This window comes from Fructilactobacillus sp. X1R3C1, assembly GCF_059901545.1.
In genome coordinates this window covers 91,471-104,800 of record NZ_JBWXUT010000004.1, presented here as the reverse complement: position 1 = coordinate 104,800, position 13,330 = coordinate 91,471, and the positions used below count along the sequence as shown (strand labels likewise).

Genomic DNA, 13,330 nt, shown 5'->3' with positions numbered 1-13,330 from the left:
TAGAGTCAAAAGCCAAAAAAATTCCCAATATTGTGATGAAATAAACTTTAATTATGTATAAAAAAGGGAATCCCAATAAATGGATTCCCTTTACTTAATTATTTAATTTTCGCTGGCTTCAAGATTGGCTTCTCCCAGAAATCAAGCGCACAAATCGAGTTGATAATGTAATAGATGTATTTGCCAACGTTTGCGAAGTTGCCCTGCACGATGGCCTTTAGTAACTGGATCAGATTGTAGACGAACCAGTACTTCCACTGAACGGTCAGTTTCATTGCGTTTAAAATGTTCGCAGTCAGCGACAAATCAAACGCAATCACAACAATCCAGAATAACAAATGCGTGTAACCATTAGGCCACCCCACTAAATTGGCCGCAAACGAAAATATGAGACTCAAAAGTAAAATACTGGTCATGACGACCCACTTCTTGACGCCCGTATACGGTTTGGTTGCCTTGTACTTAGCGGTCTTCATCCACTTATTAATCGCAAACGTGTAGATGATGAAAGTCACCGGATAGGTAACGACCGCCGCTTTATTACCTAAAACGTAGTCAATAAAGCCGGACAACACTACGTTAATGATGCCAATCACGTTGCCGAGGTTATTCATTCGTCCCGTCAGACGAGTCGAATAAATGGAAAGGACGGCGTTTACGATCGAAATAATTCCAAACGGAACAAAGACCGCCCAGGAGCCCCAGTGCGTGACGTCTGCCAGATTCTCCGTCAGATAACCACTCGCAATCGACGCAGTCACCACGATTGCAACTCCAACTAGGTCAAACCATCGACTCTTTGCTAATGCATGTAACATTATGAACATCTCCTCATTGTTTTTAGCGAGGCGTATCGGAAGCAACCCTCGTTATTTAGTTTTTTGTTACAAACAATTGAACGGCTTGATTATAACACCATTATCATTACTAGAAGCCAAATTTTGAACGTAAAAAAAGACAACCCGGATGGATTGCCTAATTAATCTAATTTGATTTGCTTTGACTATCTTTCGCTGTTTCTTGATGCTTATTCTTAGAACTATCTTTATTTGTAAAGTGATTAATGACCATGTGTAAAACAATAATAAACAGGATGGCACCAACTAGGACGCCGACAATTCGCTTCAAGCTACCGTTAATGATGTACATCCCACCAACGATATAAATAATTGACTGTGGAATTGACCCAATCACGACCGCTAGGACCAGTAGTTTGCGTGATATTTTGAACCGTGAAGCCGCGTAACTAATTAAATAAACGGGGAAGAATGGGATGGCATAACCAATACACAGAATGATAAAGGGATGCTTAACGTTACTAAAACTCAACTCTTTATCTCGATAATTACTGGCGATGTTACGGACGGACTTAATCAACTTAACACTGCATAGTCCACCAAGGGTTAACCCAATTAAATTAATAAAAAAGCCCAAAACGTTCCCGAAACAAATGCCGGCTAGCACACAGATTACTTGATAAGGAACAAATGGTAACAGCGTCGCAAACGTTAAAACAATTAAAAACAGAGCCGCATCAATGACCCCATGCTCATGAATTTCTTTGACGGCCACGCCCCTCTGACTCGGATCAAAAAACATCCGAATCTGTGGAAAATAGTCTTTAAATAGAATCACTAATCCAATAACAACGATAATCGCTAAAAGACAGTATACGATTTTCTTGTTTTCTAATTTTTTTATGATGATAAACTTCCCCTAACATTAATTGAATAGGGAGATTCTAACACATGTCACGAAACGATAAAACCGATTTTACAAAATTAAATTCCATAATGCCATTTCTTTCTTAACTTTCACCACTAGTCTATAATCAATCCTAATAGTCACATTCAAGGAGGTTTTTAATTTGCACATTGACACAAAATTAATTCACGGCGGAATCACTGGTGACAAGGAAACGGGAGCCGTTTCCGTCCCGGTCTATCGCGCCTCAACTTTCAAACAAACTAAGCTGGGAGGCAATCCACGCTGGGAATACTCACGGACGGGCAATCCGACCCGTTACGCCTTTGAAACCCAGATGGCGGAACTCGAAAACGGAACTGCCGGCTTTGCCTTCAGTTCGGGGACCGCTGCCATCAATACCATCCTTTCGATGTATTCCAAGGGTGACCACATCATTGTCGGACAAGACCTGTACGGTGGGACGATTCGTCTGATTAATCAGGTGATGAAACGTTTTGGACTAGAGTTTACGGCCGTTGACATGCAAGATGTAGACGCTGTTGAAGCTGCTTTTCAGCCCAACACTAAAGCCATTTACTTTGAGACCCCTACGAACCCACTGCTGACGGTAGCCGACATTCATAAATTATCCGAAATGGCGAAAAAACACGGTGCCAAAACCATCGTTGATAATACCTTTGCGACCCCTTATAATCAGAACCCATTGGATTTAGGTGCAGACGTGGTGGTACACTCCGCCACCAAATATCTCGGCGGACACAGTGACGTCGTTGCGGGCGTTGCCGTTACTAACGACGACCAGATTGCCGAACAGTTGGCCTTCCTGCAGAATTCCATCGGTAGTACGCTTGGACCAGATGACAGTTGGTTGGTTCAACGTGGCATTAAGACGCTTGGTGCTCGCATGCGGGTTCACCAAGACAACACGAACGCCATTCTTGATTTTCTCAAAAATGAACCAAAAGTGGCGAAGGTTTACTATCCCGGTGATCCTGACAATCCGAACTACGAAGTGGCAAAGAAACAGATGCGTAACTTTGGTCCCATGATTTCGTTTGAACTCCAACCAGGACTTTCAGCGAAGACGTTTGTCGAAAGTTTGAAAATCATCACCTTGGCCGAAAGTCTTGGTGGTGTTGAAAGCTTGATTGAGGTTCCTGCGGTCATGACCCATGGTTCCGTTCCAAGAGCAGAACGTTTAAAGGACGGAATTGCTGACGGTCTGATTCGTTTGTCAGTTGGGATTGAGGATAAGGAAGATTTACTGGACGATTTGAAACAGGCGTTTGATAAAATTTAGGAAGTAAAGAACTAGCATATTTAGATACGAATATGCTAGCTTCTTTTATTTTGCCGAATAATATTTTTTAATCATGAGGTACCAAATTAACTTATATTGACAATTATTCTAACTTCGGTAAAATTATTAAAAAACAAGGAGGAAGTTATGAATTTATCTAAAAAGTTTGTAATTCCAATTCTTTGCGTAACAATGTTGTTTATTCTAAGTGGATGTAAGAATTTCTCGTTAAATAGCTCCGGGAAAGATTACTTAAAAGTATATGATGCAAATAACAAAGTTATTGAAACGGCAAAGGGTCATAAAAGCACTGATATTCTTTCAAAAATAGATAAAAACTATAATTCAGTAAAAAAAGAAAGGGTTCCTAAGGATGCTAAAGTAAGCTATAAATATGTAAGTCATGAAAGCAAACACAATATTAAAACTTCTTTGACCGTATATTCAAATTATAAGATCGCAAAAGTGAGCGGAATTCCAATGATTGGAAATGGCATTATCCACTTAAATCAAAATGAATTTAACGAATTAAATAATCCTAATAAGCTAATTAATAAATACTAATAAAGTTAATTATTGGAAACGATAAATTAACGGGTCGCTTTAATATTCATATATAATAAAAAAAGCTAATCATCACTGATTAGCTTACCCAAATTAACGCACCTGAAATACGCGCTTGGAAGAGATGCGCAATATTTCTTCCTTTTTTATTACACTATTATTATATGTGATAAATGCATAAATGTCAATCCAACTTTTTTTACTCCCAATCAACCTCAATCTGTTAAACTGAAACCAAATAATTAATGGGAGGCATATTATGACTAGAAAAATTGGAGTCATTGGTGACGGTCACGTTGGATCAACGGTGGCAAATTACATCGTCGTAAGTGGGTTCGCCGATGATTTAGTAATGATTGATAAAAACGACGCCAAGGTCAACGCTGACGCCATTGATTTTCGGGAGGGCATGCCTAATTTACCCTTTCACACCAATATCATTGTGAATGATTACGACGCCTTAAAGGACGCCGATGTTGTTATCTCGGCCCTTGGTAAGATTAAACTGTCAAATAACGACAGCGACAATCGTTTTGCCGAATTATCCTACAACATCGAACAGGTCAAAGAGGTCGCACCTAAGATTCGTGACTCTGGTTTTAATGGCGTTTTGATTGCCATTACCAATCCAGTTGACGTGATTACCCAGTTGTACCAACAAATTACTGGTTTACCAAAAAAGCACGTCATTGGAACTGGGACACTCCTGGATTCCGCCAGAATGAAACGTGCCGTTGGTGAAAAACTAGGAATTGATTCACGCTCGGTCACTGGTTACAATCTTGGTGAGCACGGTAACTCCCAGTTTACCGCATGGTCGACCGTTCGGGCTCTTGACCAACCAATTGAAAAGTTAGCCAAAAGTCGTCATCTTGACCTCGACACTTTAGACCAGGAAGCACGCCACGGCGGTTTTAGAGTAATGCAAGGTAAGGGTTACACCAGTTACGGAGTTGCCAGTGCCGCAGTACGACTCGCCAACACCGTTCTCTCTGATGCCCGCACCGTTTTGCCAGTCTCAAACTACCGTTCTGACTATGGCGTATACTTCTCCTATCCAGTTGTAGTTGGAAGAGCCGGCGTAATCGAAGATGTCCCACTTGATTTAACCGATGAAGAGAAAGATAAACTCCAGGCTTCCGCCAACTTTATCAAAAAGAACGTTGAAAAATACAGTTAAAACACAAACACACCGTAACCACTAGATTTTCTAGCAGTTACGGTGTGTTTTAGTACTGTCAGCAATTAAAATCACCACAGCAGACGTAATAATAAAAAAGCCAATCATAGTGGACTAACTCACCTATGATAATCGCATCCAACTTGCGATGAGAAAAAAGTTAGAGATTTCTTCTCGTTTTTATTATATGGAATAAATGGTTGGGTGTCAATTTAAATAAACTCACTAAATCGTGGCACTATAATCGTTCAAATCAATTACTTTATCGTATCTAGCTAAATCCTTCTGACTATAATGGTGAATAATTTCTATCAGGGTTTTATCCGACTTCAATAAGATATCATGTACCTCAGCGGCTGTCTTTTGATCTAATGCCGAACTAATTTCGTCCGCCAGAATCACAGGACGATCCGTGTATAAAGCTCTTGCGATTCCGATCCTTTGCTTTTCACCACCCGATAGATTAATTCCATTACTACCAAGTTTAAAATTCATTCCATACTTTTTTACCACATTAGTCAGACCAGCTTTAGAAATAACTTCATTTATATTAGTTTTTGATTTTTTTCCAAAGGTAATGTTGTACAGGAAACTATCGTCAAAAATATAAGTACCCTGGCTAATATACCCAAACAAATCTTGAAATTTACGTATGTTATGGAGATTGATCAAACAACTATTAATAGAATATTCTCCATGAGATTGAAATTGATCATTTAAAATTAATTTAAATAAGGAAGACTTCCCCGAACCGGATTCACCAATAATAGCTACTTTTTCACCATTTTGAACGTTAAATGTGAGATCCCTTAAAATCAGCTTATTACCAATGGATAAATTAACGTTGTTCAGTGTCAGTTCATAAAAACGTTTTTCATCATTTAGATTGTCAACTTCAACTGGTTTCATCATACTTTCGACTTTTGATTTAATGTCTTTAGTCGAAATAATCTGATTCCTTAGCTGAATGATATCCATACTTGGCCCTGTAATCGTGTTCGATAATTGAACTACAGCAAAGAAAGTTGCTAATTGAAGATGACCACTAATAACTAATGCAATTCCAAAAACGAACGGAATAACTAGGCTAAATATCATCCCCGAAAATTCAACGATCGTGTTGGCATTATTGGTGATGAAATTAAGACTAAAAAGTGATTTTTCAAGTGTATGAGTATCACCTTGATTCTTTTTTGTTGCATTCTGCTCACCATTGTAAATCTGTAAAGTATCTCTACCATCGATTAAGTTCTTTATGTTATTTAAATAATTTTTACTAGCTGAAGACCACAACATAGAAGCTCTTTTGATCCCATTTTGTGTAAAATGAGAAATAACCATGGGCATCAAGGCTCCAATGACAAATAAAAGGGTGATTTCCCAACTTAAGAGTAAAGACGATATGGCTGAAAAAATGATTGAATAGCTATATTTCATGATTTGCAACTCAGAATTAATCCCATTAGTTTCTAACAATTTATAATCATTCGTCAAAAAACTAAGATATTTATCACTATTCTCATGAGAGTAAAGCATGTTATTAAATAATCTGGACCTTACATTTTCATTAATTTGTTGCTTAGATTTAGACTCAAAATAATTTCGACAAATCGTAGCGACAAACACAATAATGGCAAACACGGTCGCACTGATAGCGAATTTTGGAACACCATCTAAGTTTCTTTTAGTGGCAAATGAAATCAGAGAACTAATTATGTAAGCAATGATAATATTATCAAAGCTTCCAATCATGGCAGTGATGTTTAACAATATTAAGTTAGCTTTAGATTCGTAACGTAACATGGTGTTGTCCTTCTTTATTATTTATCTCATTTTAAGCTATTCACATAATATAAATAACGCATATAATATCAATAACGAAATTATCATTGCTTACTAATACAAGCAGAACGAGGATTAATCTATGGATATTTCTCAAACATTAAAACACGCTCGCATGAAAAATAATTTAACCCAAGATTACGTTGCTAAAAAATTAAATGTGTCTAGAAAAACCGTTTCCAGCTGGGAAACTGGACGCCATTATCCTGATGCCGAAACTTTAGTTGATCTTAGTGACCTTTATCATGTATCAGTTGATAATTTATTAAAAGATAACGTAAAAACTACTAATAATCAGGCAGTTTCAAAAAAGCATTTTAATATTTCCATTATTTTTTATTACGCAAACATCTTATTTTTACTGTTAAGCATAATGAACTTGTTTAGGCCCTTTCATCTTCACTTTGAATGGGTAACTCCATTCTTAGTAATCAACCTTTGTTGTTACATTGTTACGTATCATAACTGGATAACAACCATTAAAAATAAACATAATCTAATGAAAATTATTCTAGTTTCAATCATCTTCTTTTCAATTACTCTTTTAGTCGGAATGATTTACATCGAGCCGGGACTATCAACCAAATATGCAATTCCAGATACAATCGGCGTCTTCATCCATATCTTTACAATGACGATTAGTTTCATCGTAGCGTTATATTTTCACTAAAAAAGGAATTACCAACAATCTAGTAATTCCCTTTATCATATTATGAAAGTACACAATATCCCAGCTACCATCACGTAACAATTAAGTAATTTATGTCTACTCTAACGTTACATACGGTTAATACCATTAATAAATCACACAACGACATTTAAACCGAATCGAATCTATAAAAAAATGATTGCCCCACCAGGCAATCATTTTATTTTACATTTATATGAGCAGCCAAGGACTTGAACCTCAATCTCACGAATAAAGAATTCGTTGCTCTAACAAGTTGAGCTAGCCGCTCGCAAGCAAAACTCAATTACATTTACTAGTATAATGCATATTAGCACGTCCGACAACACTTTTTGCAGTCGATTAATGAAAACTTCATAATTTTAATTACTAGCGACGATGTCGATTAAACTTCCTGATTTGCAGAATTAAGTAGACTAACAACAGAAGGATAACCAGTAATTCAATCGCGCCCATGACCATCTTCATCACATTTACTGGATTGGTCGATTTGTAAACGACGGGGACACTCATGGAACTGTTTGGTAATAAGTTTAATTCATTTTGAGACGCCTGGATGTTAACCGTTCCAACCCTCTCGCCCTTCGTAATTGGAGCAAGTGGCGTTTTGAAAACCCTAGAGTGGTTGGTAGAGACAAAGTCTGTCTTTAATTTTTCACCTTGCGGTAACCAGTACGTTTGAGGTGCAGTCAAGCCAATTTTAGTTTTAGGATTTTGTCCGTTAACAACGTTGACGGTTTTATTTTTAATCACGTTGTCACCAATCGTAATTGGTTCCAAGTTTTGGCTGATTTGATTAAGCATTAGTTGAGTTTGAGCGAAGCGCTGCTCCTTTGGTGCCCCTAAAACCACAGTGATGACCCGATCGTTGTTACTGGTACCAGTTCCCACAAAATTCTCACCCGCAGTATTACTGGTTCCCGTCTTTAATCCGTCAATCTTAAATGGATTAGTTTGGCCCAGAAGTAAGTTAGTGTTCTTGTACGTCTTTCCATCCCATTCCAATGTGGTCATTGAGGTAGTCTTTAAGATTTGCGGGTATTGAGTAATTAATTTCTGTGCTAATTGAGCTAATTCCTTAGCTGACATCGTATTCTCAGCGTCATCACTTAGTTTAGGATTCTTTAGCGCGCCTAAATCATGATTAGCCAATCCACATGCGTTATAGAATTGCCCGTTCTTAATTCCCAATTTTTTGACTTCTTGATTCATCATTTGACCGAAGTCGTGGTTAGGACCTGCCAAATATTCGCCAAGTGCCATGGCAGCACCGTTAGCAGAACAAACCAGACTCGCGTCGTACAGTTGTTTAACCGTGTATGATTGACCAGCTTTCAACGGAACGTTAGTAAAATCACGTTTCTGACTCAAATTAGCAACCCCAGGGCTAATTTTGACCTTGCTGTCCCACGAGATCTTTTTTGCTTTTATTTGGTTTAACACAATATATGTAGTAATAAGTTTACTAACGGATGCGATCGGCAACTCTTGGTTAGCGTTTTTGCTATAAATGATCTGGCCGCTGGTGGCGTCAACGGCAATGGCACTTTTGGTCTTTATGTTAATTTCATTCTGTGAAATGGGCGGCTGTTTGTTACTAGCATCGACCGTACTGGGATTGAAAATCAGCGGCGTGATTAAAAGCACGAGGGACATTATCACACCCAGCGCCAGTAATTGATGTTTTTTGCTTTTCAAAATTAAATGACCTCTTTTTATTAAATGATATTTTTTGTAGATAACACTTATACGTCTATTGTACTAAATTAATAAAATAATCAAAATATGCCATTAAAAATAAAAAGCCAATCATCACTGATTAGCTCAATCAAAATATTTCGTTATTCAATAGTGATGTTTAGTTCCACCACAACATCACATAAACAATGGTGGCAAACGCAAAGAAAATCCCATTAATTACGTACGTTTTCTTGGTTGGATAACACAAGAAATCGATTAAGTTCAGAATTAAGATAATGGGCAACCCAATTATCGTAAAGCCACTCACAATGGAATCAATAAATTGCGGCATTTTCATTCCAATCATGATCAAACCAAGCAGCAACGCGGAAACCACATAAATCAGGTTGACGATAAGCATCCCGACTGAGGCGTACTTACTGTATTTAGTTGAACTTGGCTTACCCTTTTTAAACAGAACGTTATAAAACAAAGCGTAAACCACAGCATACACCACCATTCCGTAGATTAAAATAATCCAAAACATGGCGGGACTAAGGGTGAGGCTAGTCTTAATGTTTATAACCGCAAACAATTCAGGAAAACTACCGAAAACAATCAAAGCCGAAAGCAATGGTGCCAAGATAAACTTACCCAATGACTTAAGAAATCGCATGTAGACACTCTTCTCTCAATTAAATTCAATCCTTAGGTAAATTATACTATAAACGAAAAAAATACCAACTAACTCCCATTTGGAATTAGTTGGTATTTTTGACTATTCATTAAATTAATTTCCTTCTAATGTAACCGGAACAGCCATCAATCACCATGACCATGATGACGATCCCCAATAAGATGATCCCCACTCTGGACCAATTGCGGGTGTTCAATGCCATAATCATTGGCGCTCCGATTCCGCCAGCACCAACCAAACCAAGGATTGAAGCAGCTCGAACTGAAATTTCAAAGCTGTACAAAGTGTATGAAATCAAAGCTGGCAGGATGGTCGGCCACGTCGATAGTGCGAAAACCTGTGGTTTGCTGCCGCCAGCCGCCACGATGGAATACTCCGAACTGTGATTCATTTCCTCAATAGATTCTGAGAAGAGTTTCCCAAGCATTCCGATGGAGTGAATCCCAAGGGCCATGACTCCGGCAAAACTACCGGGGCCAACCGCTTTAATAAACATAATCGCTAACACAATTTCAGGAAATGCTCGAATGGCGGTCAAAAGGAAGGTTCCCACCTTAGACGTTACGTTGTACTTACTACTCTTACTATGAGCAGCAAAGAAGGCAAACGGGACACTGATGACGGCGGCAATGATGGTTCCCAAAAAGGCAATGGCAAGCGTCATAATTAATTGGGACACTAAATCTTCACCACTGCCGTTGTAAATATAGGACCAATCAGGGTGAATTAGTCCCATGAAGATGGACTTAGAAACCGTGCCAGCTGATTCCTGAATCTGACTAAATTTCATGTCAGAGAAACACCAGCCATAAATCAAAATGATGATGATTGCCCAAACGATCCAGCTGTAGCGGTCCCATCGTTTTTGTTTCTCGTTAATTTTTGGAATGGTCACTGTAGTTTCCTCCTCAAATAATTACTAAGGATGTCAATCACCAGAACCGTTACGAAGGTTGCTAAAATTACAACCGCTGTCTCGGAGTAGTTGAATTCATCGATGGTTTGTTGAAGATACAAACCAAGGCCTCCAGCACCAACGTATCCTAAAACGGTTGATGAACGAACGTTAACTTCTAGGGTGTACAGGAAGAAACTACAAAATTGACCTGCAATCTGGGGAATAATGGCCAAACGAATAATTTGAAGGATGCTGGCACCAGAAGCTTTCATGGCTTCAGCTGGCCCCATATCGACCGTCTCTAATACTTCATAGAACAGTTTGGAAATCATCCCAAACGAGAAAATGGCAAGCGTGATGGTTCCAGTCGTTGGACCAATCCCAAAAATGGCAACTAAGATAGCTGCCAGTAGCAGTGATGGTAATGTTCTGACGATGTCCAGTACGAACCGAGATGTGCCGTGAATAACCTTGCTGTGGTCAAGGTTCCGCGCAGCCAGAAACGCGGCAGGAATCGCAAAGACGGTTCCAATCGTGGTTCCAAGGATTGCCATCTGAACGGTCTGAACCAGTGGGTCCCAGATAAAACTAAAGTACGACCAATCCGGGTTACTCATTTGACCAATCAGAACCCCAAACTGGGCGATGTTCGAGATAAACAAGCTGGGATCAACCCCACAAATTTTCATGGAGTAAATAAACAAACCGATCAAAATGGCAATTACAATGATGCCCTTAACGTGATACTTTTTGACAAAGGACATCTTCGGCATGTCGCTAGTGTGCATTAGCTATTGCCTCCCTCGTAAATTGCCTTCAAATCTTCTGGAGTCGAGTCAGCTGCTGGCTTGTCGAACACTAATTTTCCATCCCGAATTCCAATAATTCGGTCCGCAAATTCAAGTGCCAGTTCAACTGAATGGAGGTTCACCAGAACAGTATCGTGATCCTTGACGTTCAAATTCTTCAAATCCTGCATGACTCCGTGACTAGTCTTAGGGTCAAGCGAGGCAACCGGTTCATCGGCTAAAACCAAATCAGGTTCCTGCATCATTGTTCGTGCGATGGCGACCCGCTGCATCTGTCCTCCAGAAAGGGAGTCCGCCCGATCGTATAATTTTTTGAGCATGTTAACGTGGTCCAGTGATCGAACCGCTTTCTCTTTGTCTTCTTTAGTGTACAAACCGAGGAGTGTCTTCCAGATTGGATAGTAGCCAACTCTCCCACTTAAGACGTTTTTTTGAACCGTAAGTCGGTTCACGAGGTTAAAACTCTGAAAAATCATCCCAATTTTTCGACGAAAGTGGCGGAGCGCTTTTCCCTTCAATTTAGAAATATCAGTCCCGTTGATGATAATTTTGCCGTCGCTGATATCTTGCATCCGATTAAGGGAACGAAACAGGGTGCTTTTCCCCGCACCTGAAAGTCCAACGACAGCGATGAATTCACCGCGTTTGACGTTAAAACTAATATCATCTAATCCTTTAATACCACTAGGATAAGTTTTGGTAACATGATTAACTTGTAAAATATCCGAATCGCTCAATTTAATCCCTCTCGCCTATTCTTTGGTTTTACTAATCTTGTTGGCTTGGTCCATGTACGAATGAAGTTGCTTAAATTCTGACTTCTTGTACGGAACGTAGCCCTCTTCTTGATAAATCTTGAAGATAACGTCGTGACCCTCTTTCGTCTTCGCCATGTTCTCGTAGGCTTTGGCAATCTTCTTCTGCCATGACTTCGACATATCACTTCGACAAGCAACCACGTCATTTGGAATGGCCTTAGTCGTGTAAATAACCTTGGTATCCTTCATAACGTTCGGATTGTCCTTTGAAACTAAGGTTTGAGCACCTTGGAAGGTGAACGCAGCATCGTTGTTCTTGTTTAAAACGGACAGTACAGCTTGATCGTAACCATTAATAACGTCGGTCTTGATGCCATCCTTGTTAATATTAATTCCGTGCTTCATAAGCTCAACGACCGGGTAAATATAACCCGCCGTTGAATTCGTGGTACCAGTGGCAATCTTTTTGCCCTTTAAATCGTTGATGTTGTTGATACCACTATCTTTTCTGACAACAATTGTGGAATAAAAGTGATCTGATGACTTATTAGTGAGCTGCAAAGTCTTCGGATCGCGTGCTTGGCGCGTCGCTTGAACGAGGGGAACCACTTTGTAATTCTTTTGTGCTAAGACAAAGTCCCCGGGGTTCATTTCAGAAACATCCAACGTCTTTGAACCCATGGCCTGAATAAGCGAGTTCCCGTCAGTTGAAACCTTGACCGTGACCGGGATATGGAGCTGTTTTTCTAACTGCTTGGCGAGTGGCTTGGCCTCAGCATTGGCCTGACCAGCATTCACTGACGGCGTAAAACCAACCGTTAATTTCTTTGGTTTGTAGTTACTAGACTGTTTCCCACATCCAACTAATCCAACCGACAAAAATGTAAGTGCAGCACCTGCTGTGATCCATTTCAAAGCTTGCTTGAGTTTCATTACGAGTCCCTCCCAAAAAATTGTTGTACCAGACAAATTAATCATATCATGATACATACATTTTTCAATAAATATCTTTTAATTGTTCGTATTTTATTTAAATACATGTTTTATATGCCCTGTTACACTCAATACATTAATTAATTAACGAATATTGATAATCAATATAATTAGAGCAACCAAAAAGGACAACACTAATAAGTACGAGTTGTCCTTAAGAAAATTTTGTTAGATAAAAATTATTTTTGTTTCACGTGAAACTATTTTAATAACC

At 39.1% G+C, this 13,330-nt stretch carries 13 protein-coding genes and 1 tRNA gene; 4 read left to right on the top strand and 10 right to left on the bottom strand.

Annotation, left to right across the window (positions count from 1 at the left end; translation table 11 throughout):
• Nucleotides 1-98: 98 nt before the first annotated feature.
• Entirely contained in the window at nt 99-818 is a 720-nt protein-coding gene (locus AC6UD8_RS05410; RefSeq protein ID WP_500699725.1) for a nicotinamide mononucleotide transporter, read from the bottom strand.
• Between the two features lie 166 nt (nt 819-984).
• A complete protein-coding gene (locus AC6UD8_RS05405; protein WP_500699724.1) occupies nt 985-1,635 on the bottom strand; it encodes a TVP38/TMEM64 family protein in 651 nt (216 codons plus the stop codon).
• Between the two features lie 232 nt (nt 1,636-1,867).
• Here AC6UD8_RS05405 and AC6UD8_RS05400 point away from each other — a divergent pair, with 232 nt between their 5' ends.
• From AC6UD8_RS05400 to AC6UD8_RS05390, 3 genes are all read left to right on the top strand, one after another.
• Nucleotides 1,868-3,007, top strand: coding sequence for a trans-sulfuration enzyme family protein (locus tag AC6UD8_RS05400; protein WP_500699723.1), 1,140 nt, complete (start codon nt 1,868-1,870; stop codon nt 3,005-3,007).
• A 147-nt stretch (nt 3,008-3,154) separates the two neighbouring features.
• Nucleotides 3,155-3,571 carry a hypothetical protein gene (locus AC6UD8_RS05395; RefSeq protein WP_500699722.1) on the top strand — a complete coding sequence of 139 codons (417 nt, stop codon included), beginning with the start codon at nt 3,155-3,157 and terminating at the stop codon, nt 3,569-3,571.
• A gap of 259 nt (nt 3,572-3,830) precedes the next feature.
• A complete protein-coding gene (locus tag AC6UD8_RS05390; RefSeq protein ID WP_500699721.1) occupies nt 3,831-4,751 on the top strand; it encodes an L-lactate dehydrogenase in 921 nt (306 codons plus the stop codon).
• A gap of 225 nt (nt 4,752-4,976) precedes the next feature.
• On the opposite strand, the gene AC6UD8_RS05385 is transcribed toward AC6UD8_RS05390, so the two are convergent.
• The gene (locus tag AC6UD8_RS05385; RefSeq protein WP_500699720.1) at nt 4,977-6,554 is read right to left on the bottom strand and encodes an ATP-binding cassette domain-containing protein; all 1,578 of its coding nucleotides are present in this window, start codon (nt 6,552-6,554) and stop codon (nt 4,977-4,979) included.
• 121 nt (nt 6,555-6,675) lie between these two features.
• Between AC6UD8_RS05385 and AC6UD8_RS05380 the strand changes: the two genes are divergently transcribed.
• A complete protein-coding gene (locus tag AC6UD8_RS05380; RefSeq protein WP_500699719.1) occupies nt 6,676-7,263 on the top strand; it encodes a helix-turn-helix domain-containing protein in 588 nt (195 codons plus the stop codon).
• A gap of 215 nt (nt 7,264-7,478) precedes the next feature.
• On the opposite strand, the gene AC6UD8_RS05375 is transcribed toward AC6UD8_RS05380, so the two are convergent.
• The 7 genes from AC6UD8_RS05375 to AC6UD8_RS05345 form a co-directional block, all read right to left on the bottom strand.
• Nucleotides 7,479-7,552, bottom strand: a tRNA-Lys gene (locus AC6UD8_RS05375).
• A gap of 98 nt (nt 7,553-7,650) precedes the next feature.
• Entirely contained in the window at nt 7,651-8,979 is a 1,329-nt protein-coding gene (locus tag AC6UD8_RS05370; protein WP_500699718.1) for a D-alanyl-D-alanine carboxypeptidase family protein, read from the bottom strand.
• A gap of 160 nt (nt 8,980-9,139) precedes the next feature.
• Entirely contained in the window at nt 9,140-9,637 is a 498-nt protein-coding gene (locus tag AC6UD8_RS05365; protein ID WP_500699717.1) for a hypothetical protein, read from the bottom strand.
• A 109-nt stretch (nt 9,638-9,746) separates the two neighbouring features.
• Nucleotides 9,747-10,553 carry a phosphonate ABC transporter, permease protein PhnE gene (gene phnE, locus AC6UD8_RS05360; RefSeq protein ID WP_500699716.1) on the bottom strand — a complete coding sequence of 269 codons (807 nt, stop codon included), beginning with the start codon at nt 10,551-10,553 and terminating at the stop codon, nt 9,747-9,749.
• Nucleotides 10,550-11,344, bottom strand: a complete 795-nt coding sequence (gene phnE, locus AC6UD8_RS05355) for a phosphonate ABC transporter, permease protein PhnE (protein WP_500699715.1) — start codon at nt 11,342-11,344, stop codon at nt 10,550-10,552. Before phnE (AC6UD8_RS05355) ends, phnE (AC6UD8_RS05360) begins: the two co-directional genes overlap by 4 nt.
• Nucleotides 11,344-12,108: a phosphonate ABC transporter ATP-binding protein gene (gene phnC, locus AC6UD8_RS05350; protein WP_500699764.1), complete on the bottom strand. Its 765-nt coding sequence runs from the start codon at nt 12,106-12,108 to the stop codon at nt 11,344-11,346. The genes phnE (AC6UD8_RS05355) and phnC overlap by 1 nt, the downstream gene beginning before the upstream one ends.
• 9 nt (nt 12,109-12,117) lie before the next feature.
• A complete protein-coding gene (locus AC6UD8_RS05345; RefSeq protein ID WP_500699714.1) occupies nt 12,118-13,056 on the bottom strand; it encodes a phosphate/phosphite/phosphonate ABC transporter substrate-binding protein in 939 nt (312 codons plus the stop codon).
• Between the last annotated feature and the right edge of the window lie 274 nt (nt 13,057-13,330).